This window comes from Candidatus Bathyarchaeota archaeon (genome assembly GCA_029882535.1).
GTDB lineage: Archaea > Thermoproteota > Bathyarchaeia > Bathyarchaeales > SOJC01 > JAOUKM01.
Window position 1 is genome coordinate 14,330 of sequence record JAOUKM010000006.1, and the last position, 18,328, is coordinate 32,657.

Annotated in this window: 21 protein-coding genes and 1 tRNA gene; 8 read left to right on the plus strand and 14 right to left on the minus strand. The window is 42.8% G+C overall.

Annotated features, from left to right (window positions below; all coding sequences use genetic code 11):
- Window positions 1-269: 269 nt before the first annotated feature.
- A tRNA-Ala gene (locus OEX01_03030) sits at window positions 270-347 on the minus strand.
- Between the two features lie 285 nt (window positions 348-632).
- Between OEX01_03030 and OEX01_03035 the strand changes: the two genes are divergently transcribed.
- A complete protein-coding gene (locus tag OEX01_03035; protein MDH5447963.1) occupies window positions 633-1,664 on the plus strand; it encodes a DUF4114 domain-containing protein in 1,032 nt (343 codons plus the stop codon).
- A gap of 67 nt (window positions 1,665-1,731) precedes the next feature.
- Here the strand turns inward: OEX01_03035 and OEX01_03040 are convergent, their stop codons facing one another.
- The 4 genes from OEX01_03040 to OEX01_03055 form a co-directional block, all read right to left on the minus strand.
- Window positions 1,732-1,986, minus strand: coding sequence for a hypothetical protein (locus tag OEX01_03040; GenBank protein MDH5447964.1), 255 nt, complete (start codon window positions 1,984-1,986; stop codon window positions 1,732-1,734).
- A gap of 3 nt (window positions 1,987-1,989) precedes the next feature.
- Entirely contained in the window at window positions 1,990-3,276 is a 1,287-nt protein-coding gene (locus OEX01_03045; GenBank protein ID MDH5447965.1) for an SLC13 family permease, read from the minus strand.
- Between the two features lies 1 nt (window position 3,277).
- Window positions 3,278-3,814: a hypothetical protein gene (locus OEX01_03050; protein ID MDH5447966.1), complete on the minus strand. Its 537-nt coding sequence runs from the start codon at window positions 3,812-3,814 to the stop codon at window positions 3,278-3,280.
- Window positions 3,815-3,928: 114 nt separating this feature from the next.
- On the minus strand, window positions 3,929-4,780 hold the full coding sequence (locus OEX01_03055; GenBank protein ID MDH5447967.1) for a class I SAM-dependent methyltransferase family protein: 852 nt from the start codon (window positions 4,778-4,780) through the stop codon (window positions 3,929-3,931).
- Window positions 4,781-5,193: 413 nt separating this feature from the next.
- Here OEX01_03055 and OEX01_03060 point away from each other — a divergent pair, with 413 nt between their 5' ends.
- Window positions 5,194-5,364, plus strand: a complete 171-nt coding sequence (locus OEX01_03060; protein ID MDH5447968.1) for a DNA-directed RNA polymerase subunit P — start codon at window positions 5,194-5,196, stop codon at window positions 5,362-5,364.
- A gap of 8 nt (window positions 5,365-5,372) precedes the next feature.
- On the opposite strand, the gene cofD is transcribed toward OEX01_03060, so the two are convergent.
- The 3 genes from cofD to OEX01_03075 all read right to left on the minus strand — a co-directional run bounded on the left by cofD (window position 5,373) and on the right by OEX01_03075 (window position 8,866).
- Window positions 5,373-6,305 carry a 2-phospho-L-lactate transferase gene (gene cofD, locus OEX01_03065; protein ID MDH5447969.1) on the minus strand — a complete coding sequence of 311 codons (933 nt, stop codon included), beginning with the start codon at window positions 6,303-6,305 and terminating at the stop codon, window positions 5,373-5,375.
- 71 nt (window positions 6,306-6,376) lie between these two features.
- Window positions 6,377-6,664, minus strand: coding sequence for a hypothetical protein (locus tag OEX01_03070; GenBank protein MDH5447970.1), 288 nt, complete (start codon window positions 6,662-6,664; stop codon window positions 6,377-6,379).
- A gap of 102 nt (window positions 6,665-6,766) precedes the next feature.
- Window positions 6,767-8,866, minus strand: a complete 2,100-nt coding sequence (locus OEX01_03075) for a carboxypeptidase-like regulatory domain-containing protein (GenBank protein ID MDH5447971.1) — start codon at window positions 8,864-8,866, stop codon at window positions 6,767-6,769.
- 207 nt (window positions 8,867-9,073) lie between these two features.
- On the opposite strand from OEX01_03075, the gene OEX01_03080 reads away from it, so the two are divergent.
- The 6 genes from OEX01_03080 to OEX01_03105 all read left to right on the plus strand — a co-directional run bounded on the left by OEX01_03080 (window position 9,074) and on the right by OEX01_03105 (window position 14,365).
- Window positions 9,074-10,255 (plus strand): hypothetical protein, encoded by a 1,182-nt coding sequence (locus OEX01_03080; GenBank protein ID MDH5447972.1) that lies wholly within the window; start codon window positions 9,074-9,076, stop codon window positions 10,253-10,255.
- Between the two features lie 116 nt (window positions 10,256-10,371).
- Window positions 10,372-11,310 (plus strand): 4-demethylwyosine synthase TYW1, encoded by a 939-nt coding sequence (gene twy1, locus OEX01_03085; GenBank protein MDH5447973.1) that lies wholly within the window; start codon window positions 10,372-10,374, stop codon window positions 11,308-11,310.
- Window positions 11,311-11,356: 46 nt separating this feature from the next.
- The gene (locus OEX01_03090) at window positions 11,357-11,992 is read left to right on the plus strand and encodes a hypothetical protein (GenBank protein MDH5447974.1); all 636 of its coding nucleotides are present in this window, start codon (window positions 11,357-11,359) and stop codon (window positions 11,990-11,992) included.
- A gap of 10 nt (window positions 11,993-12,002) precedes the next feature.
- A complete protein-coding gene (locus OEX01_03095) occupies window positions 12,003-12,713 on the plus strand; it encodes an endonuclease V (GenBank protein MDH5447975.1) in 711 nt (236 codons plus the stop codon).
- A 21-nt stretch (window positions 12,714-12,734) separates the two neighbouring features.
- Window positions 12,735-13,622: a PhzF family phenazine biosynthesis protein gene (locus OEX01_03100; protein MDH5447976.1), complete on the plus strand. Its 888-nt coding sequence runs from the start codon at window positions 12,735-12,737 to the stop codon at window positions 13,620-13,622.
- Window positions 13,623-13,663: 41 nt separating this feature from the next.
- Window positions 13,664-14,365 carry an HD domain-containing protein gene (locus OEX01_03105; protein MDH5447977.1) on the plus strand — a complete coding sequence of 234 codons (702 nt, stop codon included), beginning with the start codon at window positions 13,664-13,666 and terminating at the stop codon, window positions 14,363-14,365.
- On the opposite strand, the gene OEX01_03110 is transcribed toward OEX01_03105, so the two are convergent.
- The 6 genes from OEX01_03110 to OEX01_03135 form a co-directional block, all read right to left on the minus strand.
- Complete coding sequence (locus OEX01_03110; protein MDH5447978.1) at window positions 14,366-14,884, minus strand: metallophosphoesterase; 519 nt, start codon at window positions 14,882-14,884, stop codon at window positions 14,366-14,368. It abuts the gene before it with no gap.
- Window positions 14,885-15,086: 202 nt separating this feature from the next.
- Window positions 15,087-15,449 (minus strand): flavodoxin family protein, encoded by a 363-nt coding sequence (locus tag OEX01_03115; GenBank protein ID MDH5447979.1) that lies wholly within the window; start codon window positions 15,447-15,449, stop codon window positions 15,087-15,089.
- 43 nt (window positions 15,450-15,492) lie between these two features.
- Window positions 15,493-16,038, minus strand: coding sequence for a 2-oxoacid:ferredoxin oxidoreductase subunit gamma (locus tag OEX01_03120; GenBank protein MDH5447980.1), 546 nt, complete (start codon window positions 16,036-16,038; stop codon window positions 15,493-15,495).
- Window positions 16,035-16,892, minus strand: a complete 858-nt coding sequence (locus OEX01_03125; protein ID MDH5447981.1) for a 2-oxoacid:ferredoxin oxidoreductase subunit beta — start codon at window positions 16,890-16,892, stop codon at window positions 16,035-16,037. Before OEX01_03125 ends, OEX01_03120 begins: the two co-directional genes overlap by 4 nt.
- Window positions 16,889-18,046 carry a 2-oxoacid:acceptor oxidoreductase subunit alpha gene (locus OEX01_03130; protein MDH5447982.1) on the minus strand — a complete coding sequence of 386 codons (1,158 nt, stop codon included), beginning with the start codon at window positions 18,044-18,046 and terminating at the stop codon, window positions 16,889-16,891. Before OEX01_03130 ends, OEX01_03125 begins: the two co-directional genes overlap by 4 nt.
- On the minus strand, window positions 18,030-18,326 hold the full coding sequence (locus OEX01_03135) for a ferredoxin family protein (protein ID MDH5447983.1): 297 nt from the start codon (window positions 18,324-18,326) through the stop codon (window positions 18,030-18,032). The genes OEX01_03130 and OEX01_03135 overlap by 17 nt, the downstream gene beginning before the upstream one ends.
- Window positions 18,327-18,328 lie beyond the last annotated feature (2 nt).

Below are 18,328 nucleotides of genomic sequence, written 5' to 3' on the forward strand. Positions count from 1 at the left end.
GAACGCTCGAAAGTATAACGAAACGTGGACGTTCTGCAGAGATAGAACATTCAATTTCTAGTACTCCCAAACCTAGCCTATATGCCTATTTTTTGGTCGGTTACTTTCCAATTCGGCTGAAACTCTTTCTCGCGGAGATGGTGTTTATAGAAAGGCCACTTGATCTTGTCCAGCTTGAAAACTGTCTAAAAGAGACGATGCCCCGAATGACAGAACCCAAATCGCGAGAAAACTGTGAATCGAACCTGAACAGCAACGTAAAGACTGATTGGTGGACCGGGCGGGATTTGAACCCACGGCCTCCTGAGTGCAAGTCAGGCATTCATTCCAGACTGAACTACCGGCCCACTGACACGTGAATTTCTTGAAATAGTTAGTTTACTATTAAAGGTTTTTAGTTTCTACTTGCCTTTTCTTCTCTTTTTTCTCTTCAGAAACCGTTTCTTCGGCAACTTCGGCTTTTTAACACGTTCTGCATCAGTGACAGCCATAACGATCCCTCAAGTAAAATTTTTCAGCCTATTATAATTGTCTTACGACGGTATAAGAAACTTCTAGAGGAAACTTCTATACAAATTCAGTTACTACACATTTATATCACCACACGGAAAAACAGTATCGAGGACGTAAAAATGAGAAAAATTGTGATTACTAAAGGTCTTGTAGTAATTGCATTCATAATGTTGATTCTGCCATCCATGTCCGCTTCAGCAATTCCTAGATTAGAAACGGAGGTCAAAACAATCGCTTCAGGGACAGCGATAGCTCCTAAGATTGAAAAGGCGGAAACAGTCGGAGAACTGACCTTACAAGAATGGTTCGACGCAAACGGATATGCCATCAACGTAACTGAGGACGAACTAGAAATTGAAACATTCGAAGCAGGATATTGCCAAATCACTATTTTAGCAGAAATTGCAGGATATGCACCTTCAAACAATTTAAGCTGGTATCCAGCATCCTCAAGCGATTTACATCTGATCTTTTCAGAAGTCAACAGCACTGGAGACACAATAGTCTTCAAAGCAACGGAAACCTTCGGATTATGTTTAGGCACTCCAGACGGAGTGCTTTACAACGAAACAACGTTTCAATTATTCTATACTGAGACAAACCGCAACCTAGACGAGTTTGACCATGCCTTAGTCTTTGTCAATCCTAACTTACCGGGCGGGTACATAATTGTCTGGGAGGACCTGTGGGAAGGTGGCGATATGGACTTTCAAGACATGATTCTAGCAGTTACTCCTGTCATTGAAGCTCAAGTTTGTATTTGCCCCTTCACGTTGAACTTGAAAAGCAGGGGAAAATGGATAACAGGGTTTATCAAGTTGCCTCGAAACTATCATGTTGAAGATATAGATGTTTCCACGATAACGCTGAATGGTACGATTCCTGCTGAACCAAAACCTATTGCGATTTTCGACTTTGATTGTGTTGGCTTTAAAGTACTTATGGTAAAATTCAACAGAATGGCTGCCATAGAATACGTCAAGAACGCAATAGTTATAGATGGAAATACTTCGAAATGGGTTAAGATTACATTGACGGTCTCTGGAAATCTCTTCAACGGTCAAGCCTTCGAAGGAAGCACCAAAATTCGAATTATCCACTTTCCAAGATGTATCACATGCGAAGCTAGCGTTTTACAAACCAAAGCTTAACTAAAGATATAGACCTCCAATAACTTGCATAAGAGAAACTTGGCTCTTCAACTTACAATTTGCAGTTCTATGAAATGCGCTTTACGCCACGCTTCTCATATACAAGCCATTTCTTAACCAGATCCTCAACTTCCATAAGAAAATCTTTATCCTTCTCCAAATTAAGAAATTGAGCGCGAAGATCTTCAAAGCCTTTAGGAATCTCTACTTTTATGCTGATGAACGGCTTTCCCATCGCCATTTCAAATTCTCTTTTAGCCTCATCATATTCAGCTTCTGGTTTTTTTATTCTTGATTTAATCCATTTTTTGACTTTAACCAATCATTACCCTCCTAATAGTGTAAACCTCCAAATGAGATAAAGGCTAGAGACGCCTAATTGAAGGATTGACGTTATCAAACCTATCTTGGTGAATTCGCTAAAGCTCATTGAGATTCCTTCGCGTTTTAGAGCACCTATGGCCATCATGCAGACAGAACCGCTTAACGGTGTGGTGGCGCCTCCAAGATTTGTTCCAAGAACGAGCGCTGATGAAACTGGTGGACGAAGAGTTGGGTTTAAGGCTGAAAATTTTGCAATAATCGGCACGAATGTTAAGGCAATAGCGACATTGCTTACCACGGCGCTTGCAAGTCCGCTGAACCACAAGGTTGTAAGGGTCGTGTTCAATGGGCTGCCGCCAACCAGTAGAAAAAGTTGTTCTGACATGACGTTTAGAATCTCGGTCTTCTGTATGCCTCCTACTATGAACATGAAACCTGCGATGAAAACCAGTGTTTCCCAGTCGAGTCCCTTGAAGATTTGTGCTGGATCCGAATTGCTGAGAACTAATGCTAGGATGGCGCAGCCTAGAGCAACAGCTTCAGGGCCGACCCCCAAGTTTCCTAATATCAAGAAAAGGAATACCAAAAGGACAAGGGTGAAGATGGATTGATAGAAAAGTTTCTTGTTTTCTATGCTCTGCCAAGGATTGTATTCTGGAAGAGCTTTTTTCTTTCCCAATCTTGGCTTGAAAAGCATGTAAAGTGCAAAAATTGTTAGTGCCCACAAGGCAACTTCGCACATTAATAGATAGCTGATGAAGTCTGTAAAGGTCATTTCTGAAGCAACGCCGATTACCATGTTACTTGTTGAGCCGATTAACGTGCTCGTGCCGCCAAGGTTTATCATAATAGTTGCTGAGAGAAAATAGGGTATAGGGTCATAATTAAGAAGTTTACTTATCGTCACTGTAGCCGCAGCCATAAGCAACATTGCTGTTGGGTCGCTGAGAAACATAGAAACAACTGCAGAGATTATGCAGATAGAGACGAATAGTCTGCCCGGGTTTCCTTTCGAAAGTTTAACGGCGTACAATGCTCCAAAGCGAAATAAACCACTTTTTTCAGCCACTTCCACTACAATCATTGTACCCATTATTAGACCAAGAAGTCTTACGTCTATGAAGCCTACAGCTTCTTCATAATTGAACACTCCGTATTGCAGCCCAAACCATGCAGTGAGCAATGCTCCGCTTAAGGCTGCGATGGACATAGAAACAACTTCGGTAGCTGAAAGAAGGATTGTTAGCAGATAGATGAGGATGAAAATTATTATTATTGTTGGCTCCATGTTATTCACTCGTTTTGTTTTGTTCAGCTATCTTAGAAAGGCGATCAGCCAATGATTCGGCTCTTTGCTCAACTATCCTATAAAGAATTCGTCCAATATCGTAAATCAATATGAGGGTTATTCCGAGGGCGCTGTATATAGTGAGCGTTGTTAACCAATATCTAATATCTCCCTCCAACGTGCCGACAATTGGCAAAACAGCCGTTGCTATCAGAATGATAACGATTATGTAGATAAGGTCTCTGGCTGCTCTTTTTGGAGATCTTTCTTCCTTTATGCCCATTTGTCTAATGATTATGTCGGTTACAATGTCGACCAATACTAAAGCGTCGGACAACGCTCTTATTAGGAAAATCGCTGTGATGACTACTATTATAGTCCATATTAGTAAACCAGCGTCCATGTCAAGACCTGGAATAAGAATACCGCTGACAGTTGGCGGAACTACTATACTTATCACCAAGAAAATAACAGTCATAACCAAGCTCATTATAAGCCGAGGAACTCTGCGGCGTATTTCTTCCCTTATCTTACTCATGCCTACTTGCCTTCTCAATTGAGAGATATCACGGTTTATATTCGAATAAATTATTAAGATTATAGTTTCAATTAGGCTTGGCATTCTCAGACTCAAGCAATTGGCAGTGGTATGTTACTTGTTTACTTGGATGTCGATGGCTATTTGATACCAGTTGGGTCCTGTTTGCCGTACTATGCGACTGAAGGATAATTCAAAGTTAACCTTTTGTTGCTGTAGCTTTTCCTCAACCTTTGCCTTTACTTTTTCAATCGGGTCTTCTTCTTTTCCTGCGTGTTCAAAATCGTAGTAGTGTATCCAACCGCCTTGAGGCTTAACCGCGGAAAATGCGGAGTCAAGGTATTCGTATGCTCTTTCTGGTAATGGCATAAGAACTCTGTCCGCCATATTTTTAAGCGTTCTTTCAATAATTGTCCTTGCATTGCCTTCTATAGGCATAACCTTGTCAATTACCTTGTTGAGCAGAACGTTTTCTCGCACATATCTTACTGCAACAGGGTTTATGTCAATTGAATAAACCTTTGTAGCCTTCGAGTGTTTAGCAATTATTATCGAGTAGCAGCCTACGCCGGCAAACATGTTCACAACAACTTCGTTATCCTCAACCAAGTTGGCAATTCGCATTCTTTCGAAAGCAAGTCGGGGAGAAAAATAACATTCTTTAATGTCAACTTTGAACAGGCATCCGTGCTCTTTGTGAATCGTCTCAGTCTTTTTCTCTCCTGCAACCCATTCAAGCTTGCGCAGTCTAAAATCACCAGAAACTGGGCTTGACTGTTGCCAAACAGCCTTGACATGCTTGTGCTGCTGCATCAAAGCCTCAGCAATCGTTTCACTAAGGGGCAAAAGTTGTTCTGGAACACGAATAACAGCAATGTCTCCAATGACATCGTAGGATTTGTAAACTAAAGCAAGCTCTTCAGGCGAAAGTTTCTCTTTAAGAGCGGCTTTCAAATCATTCTTCATAACCTTCACCATTACGCACACACAAGTATGACGCAACTACACGATTTGACTAACAGTATATAGCCGCTACCATAAGAAGATAATTAAGTCCTAAAAGAGAACCTAAAACTTTGCGTCTGCGTTTTGGAAGAAAGCTTTCTTTTCCTTAACCCACCTAGGAACTAATTCTACCATGGGTTTAGGCAAAAGATTGAATTCTTCTAGTTCGTTGACCTTTACCCAAAGGAACTCTAATTTTCCCTTATTGGACTCCATTCCACTTTCACATGATGTTCCACCTTTCTTATCTTCACTTTATTTAGAATACCACCCCCCCTTAACTTCTTGTCCTTTAATTGTTGCGTGCAAAACTTTGGGAAGAGTCAATAGATTTAAATTGCACGTTAGATACCCATCGTAAAGAAGGCGAGCCTATGTCTGAAGAAACTGGTGAGGGACTTATTTACGAATGTGTGAGATGTGGTGCAAAAGTGGCTACGAAAGAATTGGAGCTGCGTGGTGGAGGAATCAAATGCACCTTCTGCGGATACCGTGTTCTAAAGAAAATTCGACCACCCGTTATAAAGCGGGTCTCAACAAAATAGCATGCTGTCTATTCAAGTGTTTCTAAAACGAACCTAGCCAGTTCTACCTTGTCTTGCAACGACTGCATAACCGTATTAGCTGTAACAGCCTTCACTCCAAGCCTTTCAATCTTGTCTTTCTCTGCCCTGTCAACTTCGTCAAATATGAACACGTCGAGAAAGTCGCGGTAGAGAAAAGCAACAGAATAAGCTGAAACCTCGAGCCCTAGCCCTCGCATCAATTTGTCCGCAGGACCTTTTATCGTAGCGCCTTTAACAATGGGGCTTATAGCAGCTACCTTCACTGGAGTTTCCTTCAAAGTCTCTCTAATTTCCTTTATCGCCAAAATTGGTCCTATGCTTACTATCGGGTTGCTGGGACACACTATAACACCCTCAGCATCTCTTATAGATTCGATAACTCCCTCGGCTGGGTGTGCCGATTCGACGTCTCCAAAAACCACATTCAAAACTTTATCCCTTGCCCCTCTTTTCACAAGATATTCCTCAAAGTGCATTTCACCTGCATCAGTAATTATTTTGGGTGAAGTTTTCTCGTTGGTCATTGGCAGAATTTTCACTTTAAGCCCAAGAGCTTCGCAAAGTTTCTGTGTAACTTCTTCCAGAGAGAACCCGTTTTTCAAAAGCTTTGTTCTATAAATGTGCGTAGCGAGGTCTTTGTCGCCAAGCTTGAACCACGTTTCCAAGCCATACCTCTGGAACATATCGAGGCTGTTGAACGTGTCGCCCCGTATTCCCCACCCTTTCTCCTCATCCACAACACCCGCTAGAGTGTACATTACGATGTCAGGGTCTGGAGAAATATGTAAGCCGTACAGTTCTATATCATCGCCAGTGTTGACGATTACCGTTATGTTTTCTTGCGGCATCATTTTGACGAGCCCTTGGAGAAATTTGGCGGCGCCGACTCCTCCCGCTAGACAAGTTACTTTTTTGATCAAAGGGATTACCTGGGGTATGTTTCGGTTGGTTGAGGTTTAATGTTAACGGTTTAGGACTTTATAGAGGGCTTTTAGAAGATTTCTTTTTCACCCACCCTTCTTAATGTTTTTCCACGCAGTTTTATAGGGGGTCCAACGGTTTCTTCCATTCGTTTATCAGTCGTTTTACGCTTTACGGTTTCTCCACATATGCCTCCCAGCAAGAGTCTTCGTTTTATACATGTTGCGTAGTTACAGTTTGCGACGTTGCATTTTTCATCGGTTAATCTGCACCAGACATCGTTGCTGCTATGAATCGCAGCGTTCTTTATGCATTTGAACAAATTGCATCTTGGGGAACAATGTTTTACTTCGCCCAATATAGACACTACCTTAGTGTTGTTTTATACAAAATTCTGGTTGAACTCACTTTTCAACAAGAATGGCTTAGGCGCTTGCGCGTTATAAACTTTTTCCAATTGCTATTCTTCTTTCTGCCTCGATTTGAACCTGCGATAAATAAAAGCAAGCAGAAAAACAATAATCACTAATAGTATGAGGACGGCTGTGATGAAGTGGCTTGTTTCTGTTATGAAGCCGCCGATTGACACGATTTCCTCTATTTTTAGAGTAACAGTTTTTGGCTCTTGAAGATACAGCGTGGTGATTTTGTATGGTTTTTCGGCTATGTAGACAAAGATCTTATAGTCGCCCCCGATGAGTTCGGTGAATTGGGCAACGCCGTTTCCTCTAGTGGTCGAAGATGAAAGAATGGTTCCTTCACGTTCTATGGTAACGTTCGCGTCTGATATTCCCTGTCCAAAATAGTCCAGCACGCTAACTTCAAGCGTTAGGTTGTAAAGCTTGCAGTAGACCGCAAAGCTTGTTGGATCGTCTTTGAGGAACATGCTTGTTTCGTTCAAGAGGACGCCGTCTTTGTATACCTTCACAATGTATTTTCCGAATGTAAAATTAAAAGCAACTTCTCCACTTGCATTCGTGTTTCCTTCTCCCACTAAACCGCTTAACCCAATACCCCAATCATAAACTTTTACTAGCGCATCCCGAAAAAGTGAACTGCTTCTATCGAAGACTTTTATGATAAGTTCAAGTGTTGGACATGTCATGTTGAACCCGCTTGTAGACACTAAGTCTAAGATCGTTGTATTGAATGTTTGACCGTAACGACTTGCTTTTATTGTATAATTGATGTTTATGAAGAGATTTCGAAGCGTAGCTACGCCTGTTAGGTTAGTTTCAGTGGAAGCCGTCCTTGCAATTGTTATGTTTGCTCGCGTAGTATACGTGAAGTTTGCGCTGATGCTCACAAAGGGGAGCATCTTGCCCTCTGCATCTCTTACTGCGACTCTGATGTGAGCGAGAGAACATTTTATGTTAAGCGCCAAAGTTCCAGTGAGATTTCCGGCAAGGCTTGTTTCCGATGTGGCACCCACTTGTGAGTCGTTCAAGAACGCGGTGAAAATATAGTTGGTAGCTTCTAAGTAAAAAGATGCAAGTCCATCTTTATTGGTGGTATTAGTACTTATGGTGGATGTAAAAGTATTGTTTGCTTCCACAACAATCCCTTCAACGGGTTCACCGTCTAAATTAAACGCGTTAACTTCGCAAGCAAAAGACTTTGAAACAATTGTGAAGGTTTGGTTGTCTGGCACCGGCTTTTCTGTGCCTATAGATGTTGTATTTATCACGTTTACTATGTAAAGCCCTATACTAGCGTTTGCAGAAATCGTCCAATTTGCTATAATTACGCCGCCAGTTTCTGAGGCATTCATGGTGGGAGAAGTAAAAACAGTTTCTCCATTGTGAGTTATTGTTATCTTCATTATGTCAGTTGGCAAGGTGTAGTTTGCCGCTTTAGTGTTTACAACTTGAAACCTATGATATTCTGCAGCATCAGTAAGACCTACAGTGAAACTGCCGATAGTTGTGTTGAGCGCAGCGTTAAGCGTTAGGTTGTAAGTTCCAACATAGAAAGTATGAGGTTCTGCATCGAAATCTGTTGGATAGATCTTGCTTGTTTCACCATAGCCATTTTGTTCTGTGGTTATGTTGAAGTTTGGGCAAGAATGAGTTTTGTTATCAGGATCCATTACGGTGACATTTGCAGACAATGTAATGTTTGCCTCTCCACCTGTAATAATAGCTAGAATTGTGGCGTTTTCATCTTCTTGAATGCGAGGCTTAGTTGCTTTTACAATGTATCCTGTTTTAACTGTGAAAGTTGTAGCGTCGCTAGTAATGTTCGCCTCTACGTCTCTCAATGCCACAACGTGGTCGCCTTTTGTGCTATTCGGAACTACAAATGTGTCCTCAACAGTTGTTAAATTCGCATTTCCCGATTCAACCAATGATCCATCAAACAAAATTTCGTAAGCCCCATCTGTTGTATTAATCTGCCCATCCAGTTCAACAAGATCCCCAACAAGTCCTTCATTTAGAGAAAGCCCACTTATTGAAACTTCGGCAGAAACTTTCGGTATAGGCCAGGCTGTGAGAAAGGTCAAGATGAGTAGAATTATTGAGAAAGTCGTAATCCTTTTTATGTGCAGTTTTTTGTGCAATTTTTTCCCTCTTGTTCTGGCATTGTATGGAAGGTTGACATTTCTTAGTAAAGGGACATTTTAAGCTTTTATCTGTTGTCTTTGTTCGATTATATTATCATTTCCTTTTTTCATTAAACTCATGTATTAGAACTGAAAAGAAGCTAGTTTTTCCGTAAGCGGTAAATATCTGAGATGCAAAGAACTTGATAAGTTGAGGTGACTGGAATGATTTCGGATATTCTAAGCCTAGTGCAAAAACACGAACAGTGGCGTGGAAAACAATGCATCAACCTTATTCCTTCAGAAAACATCATGAGCCCTCAAGTTCGCTCCCTACTCTCTTCGGAACTAGCTCACCGATACACCGCATCAAACCATTTCTACATGGGCACTCACTTTACTGACGAAATAGAAAAATACGGAGAAAAAGTTGCCAAAGACCTCTTCAAAGCAGAAACTGCAGATTTGCGTCCTCTTTCGGGGCACATAGCAGACTTGATTTTTCTGGCAAACTTCACCAAGCACGACGACACTCTCATGTGCGTTTCACCTGAAGACGGCGGATATCCTGGAATGTGGAAAGAAGGATTATCCAGAATTCTAAGAATAAAAGTTGAAGCGTTTCCTTTCTCTAAAGAAAAAAGGAACATAGATGCTGAAAAGACAATAGAAGCCATAGTTCAAATCAAGCCTCGTACAGTGATTTTTGGAGCCAGCATGTTTCTCTATCCCCACCCAGTTCGCAAAGTAGCCAAAGCGGCAAAAGCAGTCGGTGCACATGTGGGGTTCGACGGCTCCCATGTTATGGGTTTGATCGCTGGTGGAAAATTTCAAAAACCGCTTCAAGAGGGTGCTTCAGCCCTTTTCGGGTCAACTCACAAAACGTTGTTCGGACCACAGGGAGGTATAATACTTGCAGACAAAGAACATGGAGAATTCTTGAAAGAAAGGATTTACCCAACTTTTGTGGACAATGCTCACTGGAATCGAATAGCTGCTCTAACCCTAGCCTTAGCTGAGATGGAAAAGTTTGGAAGCGCCTACGCTGAACAGGTTATTCGCAACGCGCAGGCTCTTGCAAATGCATTACATGATTATGGATTTCCTGTTGTCGGCTTAAACCTTGGCTATACAAGGTCGCATCAGGTTCTATTAGATTACGGAGGATATAAGCAAGGACGAGGAGTGGCTGAGCGGCTTGAGAAGGCAAACATAATTGCTGACTGTGGAGTGAGGCTTGGCACTTGTGAAGTAACGAGGCGGAGGATGAAGGAGGATGAGATGGAGCAAATCGCCGAGTTCATCAAACAGGTAACAATCGACAAAAAAGACCCTGACAAAGTTAAACGAAAAGTGGAAAAGTTTGCAAAAAAGTTTCAAGAAATAAATTACTGTTTTCAACAATAAAAAATGCAGGTTGCAAGCCAAAGGTACTCTTATTTGTAACCCGATCTTTTTAGTTCTTAAACCCTTTCGGAGATTCAACATTGCAGCCCTCAGTCCAAAAGGAACTCTTTCAACTGATGAAAGCTCAAAAATATCATGTGGTAGGCCAGCACTCAGCAGTCAAACGTTGTCGATGGCTTTACAACACGTTAATCCACGACCAACCCTGCTACAAACAGAAGTTCTATGGAGTAAAAACACATCAATGTATACAAATGACGCCGACAGTCTTCAGCTGTACGATGCGGTGTCTGTTTTGTTGGAGGGCTCAAAGCGGAGACAAAGGATTGAAGTGGGAAGAAACAGAGCTGCCACTCTGCGACGAGCCCGAGGACATTGTGGAGGGTTGTATAAGGGCGCAAATGAGGCTTTTGAGTGGCTACAAAGCAAACCCCAAAGCAGACAATAAGAAATATGGAGAAGCGTTGAAGCCCAGACACGCTGCCATAAGCCTAACGGGCGAACCAACGCTCTATCCGCGACTTGGAGAACTGATCAAATCCTTCCATAAAAGAGGATTCACAACATTCCTCGTGTCCAACGGCACCATACCAGAAGCACTATCTAAATTAAGCGAAGAGCCCACCCAACTGTACATTTCAACATGTGCTCCAGACAAAAAAACTTTCTATGAAACTTGTCAACCTCAAATCCCAAACGCTTGGGAAAAACTAAACGAAACCCTTTCTTTGCTGCCAAGCTTCAAATGTCCCACCGTTATGCGCATAACATTAGTGCGACACCTCAACCTTAAACATCCAGAACTCTACGCCAAACTGGTAGAAAAACCCAATCCCACATACGTGGAGCCCAAAGCCTACATGCATGTTGGATTTTCACGGCTGAGATTGACATATACAAACATGCCGTTACATGAAGAAATCCGAGACTTTGCTGCTTCACTAGCTGAGAAAACAGGCTACAAGGTGCTTGACGAATCAAATAAAAGTCGGGTAGTTTTGTTAAGTAGGCTGGAGAATTCTATCAACCTGAGACCTCATCAGAAAGCCTATTAAGACAACTCGCGAATCACTTTGCAAAGCAATTCTGGAGCTTATATAAATGACACTTAAAAAAATCCTAAGCAAGATCGAAAGAGAAATGAAGGAAAGAGAAGAAATCAAAGATGAACTTTATGACGCGATGCGAAAAGCAACACGTCTCTCAAAGCAGGCAATTTTCCTGGTGCATAAAGAACAGCTTGAAAAAGCAAAGGAAATGCTGAATGAGACAACGAAACTTTTTATCATACTTGATGAAGTTCCTGAGGTTCATCAGAAACTTGTCCATGCAGGCATTGTGGACGCTGCTTTTCAAGAATATACTGAAGCCCACGTTTTTCTCAAGTTGGCGCAAGATAACAAGTTTGTCGGCCATAAGAAAATTGGTGTACCGTCAACTTCGTATTTGCTTGGATTAGCAGATGTTGTCGGCGAGCTTAGACGCAGAGCTTTAGATTCTCTTCGAAAAGGGGATGTGAAGGTTGCTGAGAAAAGTCTTGAATCGATGGAACTCATCTATGGCGAATTTATGGTTATGGATGAGGCTTTGCGTGTTGTTCCTGAACTAAGGCGGAAGTTTGACGTTGCAAGGCGAATTATAGAAGCTACCCGTGGAGACGTTACAATTGAAGTGCGTAGAAGTTCACTTGAGCGTTCGATTAAGAAGCTTGAAAAGGTCTTGAAGACAAAGAAGTAAGGTCGCTGTTTTGTCTCTACGAAAATCCAAACGCAAGAAAGTTTCATCGTGGTTTTCTGTTAAAAAAGCTCACGCTGCACAGCTTAAAGTATCCAAGCGTATAATTTGGAGAGACACCCTTTCTGAGAAAATACGTTACGTTGGCGGAGTAGATGTTGCCTACACCGAAGAGTTCTCAGTTAGCGCAGCTGCAGTTCTCGACTATGACTCGCTTTCCCTCGTTGAATCAAAAACCACCCACGTAAAAACAGAGTTTCCATACATTCCCACGTTATTGTCTTTCAGAGAAATTCCGCCAGCAGTTGCGGTTATCAAGAAGTTATGCTTGCAGCCAGATGTTTTACTTGTTGACGGACAAGGAATAATGCATCCTTACAGGCTTGGATTCGCCAGCCACTTAGGACTTGTTCTCGGCAAGCCGACAATTGGCGCTGCAAAAAGCCCGTTAATAGGGGATGTTGGCGAGTTTAATGCGGAAAACTGGGCGCCTATAACGGATAAGAAAGAAGTTGTCGGGGTGGCCCTTATAACTAGAAAAGGGACACACCCTGTCTATGTCAGCGTTGGACACATGGTTTCGCTAGAGAGAGCAATAGAAGTCGTTAAGCATTGCACTCCACGTTATCGGATTTCAAAACCCATTCGCTTAGCACATAACCTGGCGGCGCAGGAAAAACGGAAAGTTCAAAACAGCGAGTTAGCAAAGAGAGATGTTGGCTGAATACTTTGGGAGGAACCAAATATGGAAACACTCATTTTTTTTATAGTGGATGTGTTTACTGAAGAAAAATACGCAGGTAACCAACTCGCAGTCATCAGAGACGCCAAGCAACTCTCCGATAAGGAAATGCAAAAAATTGCTAAGGAGATGAACTATTCAGAAACAACATTCATTTTGTCAGATGAAAGACGAGATGGTGGATATGATGTCCGCATTTTCACACCAGAAACAGAGCTGCCCTTCGCTGGCCATCCAACACTGGGGACTGCTTACGTGATACAACGTGAAATTGTCAAAAAACCTATCGACAAGATAGTCCTAAATTTGAAGGTGGGGCGGATTCCTGTTTCGCTTAGTTATATTGAAGGAAATGTAGACATTTTGTGGATGAAGCAATTACAACCGACTTTTGGCCAAATCTTCGACGCTGAGTCGATTTCACAGGTTTTAGGTCTTGGTGCTAGAGATATGGACAATGGATTCCCTATTCAAGAGGTTTCTACAGGAGTCCCTGACATAATAGTCCCATTGAAAAACTTAGATGCCGTGAAGCGGGCTAGAATAGTCAGAGACAAATACTTTGAATTGATCAAAGATATCCAGGCTAAAGCCATACTCATCTTTTGCCCCGAAACATATAGCCAAGAAAATGATTTAAATGTTCGATTTTTTGCCGATTATTTCGGTGTGCCTGAGGACCCAGCTACTGGAAGTGCAAATGGTTGTCTGGCGGGATATTTGGTGAAACACAGGTATTTTAGAAAAGATCGAATTAACATTCGGGTCGAACAGGGCTATGAAATAGGTCGGCCTTCGCTGCTTCTTTTAAGGGCAGAAAGCAGAGAAGGAAAAATCGACGTATTTGTCGGTGGAAAGGTCATAATGACCGCTAAGGGAGAACTTATTTAGAGGTACAAGATTCTAATTTCGACACTGAAAAGTGGCTTTGTATGACCAAAAACTCTCGTTTAAACCGGATTATCACCCTAATAAAAAACAAAAATCTTCGAAAAAAAGTTGCCGAAATAGTTGAGAATCCGAAAATCGAGATTGGCGGAATGGTTTATTCCGGTTTACTCCTTGAGACTTCTCCTGCTGGTCTGTCACGTCATCACAGCTATCCCGGAGGATTCATTGAGCACACAATTGCGACTGCTGAGATTGCATTAAAGCTCTGTAATGTTGTCAAAAAAATATATGGCGGCAAAGTGAACCGTGACCTTGTGCTCGCAGGCGTTGTGTTGCATGACATTTTCAAACCCTTAACTTACGAGATGGAAGGCGAAGGCTATTCTACTACACATCTTGGAGAACGCCTAGACCATTTAACCCTCATCACATCCGAACTAATTCGAAGAGACTACCCGTTAGATCTGGTTCACATAGTTTGCGCCCACCACGGAGGCCAAGCAGGACCGATGTGGCCTAGAACCGTTGAAGCATTAATCTGCCACTTAGCAGATCAAGCAGACTCTCGGCTGAATGGTGATGTGTTGCGGGCTGCAAGATATCTTTTGCGAACAGCCACAGGTGAGGAGTTGACGTTGATGACGTCGAAGGAAGCCTTCGAAATCGTCCATTCGAAAACAGTCGAAGGATGGGAAGGAGTAAACAAGGCTATAGAGAAGATTAAACGAAAAAGGCGGAGCTGACTATAGCTGAACAATCGTCACTTCTCGAGTCGCTATGTCTAACAGAGCTAGCGTAGATTTTCCGCTCAAATAACCACACACCTCTCCAGGATTGATTACTGTTGTTTTGCCTTTCTTGTACGTCTTTGCTTCATGGGAGTGCCCACAAATCACCACGTCATAGCTTTCAGTGTTGACAAGCGATTGCAAAAGCTCTTCGTCTTCACCATGCAGTAATGCAATCTTCAACCCGTCAACCATAACCTCGGCGAAGTTGCCTCGAATCTCTGCTGTTTCAATGCTTGCGAATCGTTTCTTCAAAAAATCGTGGTCACCGTCATTGTTTCCAAAGACACCGATCAGTTTTGCTTTTAATTGTTTGAAACGCATTATCGTGAAAGGCGCAACATAATCGCCTGCATGAAGCACCATTTCTACCTTTTCTCGGTTGAGCCTCTCTATTGCCTTGTCAACTAGAGGCAAATTGTCGTGTGTATCTGCTATTATACCGATCTTCAACTTTCTTTCACCTATCGACAAGTAGAGCGCCTATTTGGAAAGCTTTTTTCATCAAGCTTTCATCATCCCTGACTCCGCCATATTTTTCGTCGTGAGGATAGAGAATGGTTTCGGTGAGTTCTATATTAGCCCAGTTAAAGAACCCCCTTAACAGTTGTCAATATTGTTTCGAATTCCTGTTCCAAGCCTGCGACTGCAACGAAAACTCTTTTCTTCTTTTTCTTCATCCTCCGAACAAACCGAAACTTCCGTCAGGAAGCTTAGTCCAAGGCATAAGACAATTTGAACGGTCTATCATCAACTTAACTTGAGCACTAATAGTGTCAAAATAGACCGGAGACCCCAGCACTACGGCTTCACAATATTCCAACATGTTGTAAATTTGCTCCATGTCATCCTCGAAGAAGCAATATTTTGGATAAGGATCTTCGACACAGTCTTGACACGGCTTTATCCTCAAGTCGTTAAGGTATATTTTCTCTATCTCTGTCCCTCGGCTTTTTGCACCCTTCAGCACTTGCGAAACAATAAGGTCTACGTTTCCTTTCTTGTTTGGACTCCTGACTATTCCATAGATTTTCATCATAATCTTCCATTTTTATTTGTGAAATAGCTTACTCGTATTTGCCTTAGCTTTTTACGAGTTGTTTGCCGTAATCATGGCCTTTTTCAAACGCCGCCATATTCAGCTTTTCAGTTCCTTTCGGGACGTTCTGTAAAACGGCTTTTTTCATGGCTTCAGGTGTGACTATGTTTGTGATGGCTGTTAGAGCGCCCAACATAACTACGTTTGCTACTATTGTTTTGCCAATTTCTCCAGCGAATTTCGTCGCCGGGACATCATATATTTTTGTGTCTGATGGGTCACTTCTCTCCGTCACCATGTCTGGGTCAACGAGGATTGTTGCACCTTTCTTTGTTGTGTTGACGTATTTGTGGTAGGCTTCCTGCGACATTATCATCACTATATCTGGGTTGTCTACTTTTGGAAAGTCTATCTCCTCGTCTGCTATGACCACTTCGGATTTGCAGCTACCGCCTCTTGATTCCGGTCCATAGGATTGAGTTTGTACGGCGTTTTTATCGCTGTAAATGCAGGCCGCCACGGAAAGTATTAAGCCTGATCGGATTATGCCTTGTCCTCCGAATCCTGCAAATCTTACTTCAGTTCTCATTTGGCTTCCTCTCCTTTGAGCTTCTTTTGCACTTTAGCTGTCATTTCTCGGAGTAACCTTCCATAGCTTGGCTTTTCAATGTCGACAAACTCGCCGATTATTATTTGGTTTTTTGTGATTTCTGCTTTTGCAGGATCGTATCCGTGTTGGACTTGCGACACCAGCTTAAACCATTTCATTACTTCAACTGCTGTTCCAAGCTTGTTGTAGCGGTCATAGATTTCTGGGCATGGTGATACAACTTCAATGAAGGAGAAGCCTTCCTTTTGCAGCGCCTTCTCTATCGAGTTTTTCAGTCTTCTCGCTTGAAGAGTTGTCCATCGTGCAACATACACGGCGCCAGACGCAGCAGCCAGATGAACTAGGTTGAAGGGATGTTCAACGTTTCCGTAAGGAGTGGTTGTAGTCCACGCATCCAAAGGCGTGGTCGGTCCGTACTGGCCGCCAGTCATTCCGTAGTTAAAGTTGTTGGCGCAGATAACTTTGATATCGACGTTTCTACGGGCAGCGTGAATGAAGTGGTTTCCGCCAATAGCGAAGAGGTCGCCGTCGCCGCTGATGACTACGACTTGTAGGTCAGGGTTGGCAAGTTTCACTCCTGTTGCGAAGGCGATTGCTCTGCCGTGGGTCGTGTGAAACGAGTCAACGTTAACATACCCAGCTGCACGTCCAATGCATCCGATTCCCGAAACAACAACTATCTTGTCTAAGTCGAGCTTAAGCTCGTCAAGAGCCTCGAAGAAGCTGTTCAGCAGAATGCCGTTTCCGCAGCCTTCGCACCAAATGTGTGGCATTCTTTCCCGTCTCAAATATTTCGCCAAGGGATGCCGCAACATCAAATCTGACTCTGTCATTTCAAAATCCTCCTCATTTCTTCCACGATTTCTGAAGGTCGATGGGGTTCTTCACCGAGTTTCGAAAGAAAAAAGACGGGAGTCGTCTTTGCCGCTCTTTCAACTTCCCTAACTAGCTGTCCATAATTCATTTCAGGAACAATTATGGCCTTAACTTGTTTAGCGATTTTGGCAACAATTTCTTCTGGAAATGGCCAAATTGTGATTAGTCGAAGAAGTCCCGCTTGTATTCCCCCCTTTCTAGCTTTTCGCACTGCACTTAACGCTGAGCGAGAAGTAATTCCGTAAGCGATAACTGCCACCTCAGCGTCCTCCAACATCACTTCTTCAACTTTGATTATTTTTTCAGCGTTCTTGCGAATTTTGTCGCATAGTCTCTTGACAAGTTTGGTTTGCTCTTCGATGCTTACCGTTTTGGGCGCACCTTTTTCGTCATGTGTTAAACCGGTAGCGTGGAAGCGGTAGCCTTCTCCGAAACAAGCCATAAAAGGAACTAAGTTTTCGTCAGGTTTAAAGGGTTGATATTCATTCGGCGGCACCCTCGGTTTCTTGCGATTAACAAGAGCAATTTCTTCTGGCGGAGGAATCTTTACTCTCTCCCACATATGACCAATAATCGCGTCAGATAACAAAATAACTGGAACGCGGTAAGTTTCGGCAAGGTTGAAACATACAATAGTTAGATCAAACATTTCTTGAACAGACGAAGGAGCTAGAGCTATAATTTCGTAATCTCCGTGAGAACCCCACTTCGCTTGCATTACGTCTTGCTGACCAGGCATGGTAGGCTGCCCAGTGCTGGGACCGCCACGCATTATATTCACAATAACGAGGGGAGCCTCAGTCATAGCAGCCAATCCTATATTTTCCTGCATTAGACTGAATCCTGGACCCGAAGTTGCAGTCATGGCTTTTTTACCCGCATAAGAAGCGCCGATAACAGCGGCAATGGAGCCGATTTCGTCTTCCATCTGAATGTAAACGCCGCCAACTTCAGGCAGTCGCCTAGACATTCGCTCAGCAATTTCAGTAGCAGGAGTGATAGGGTAGCCACCGAAGAATCGGCATCCAGCGGCGAGCGCTCCTTCTGCACAGGCTAAATCGCCGCTCAGGAAATGCTTTCCAGTAAGAACGGCTCTACTCTTTTTCTCCATCCTCACAACCTTCTTTACATTTCTTTTCAATGGTAAAAATGGCAAAATCGGGGCAGATGGCTGTGCAAAAGCCGCAGAGGGCACATTTGCTTTCATCCACCCCCTTTGGAGGGTACACGCCCCTCTTGTTAAGCTGGTCGGATTTTTCTAACACTTTTTTTGGGCAGAATTCGATGCAGAAATCGCAGCCTTTGCATAAATCTGGTATTATGTGAATTTCTGCCTTAGGCAACTTGATTTTTTCGGTGTCTAACGGTTTTCTCCACATTTTCTGAGGCACAA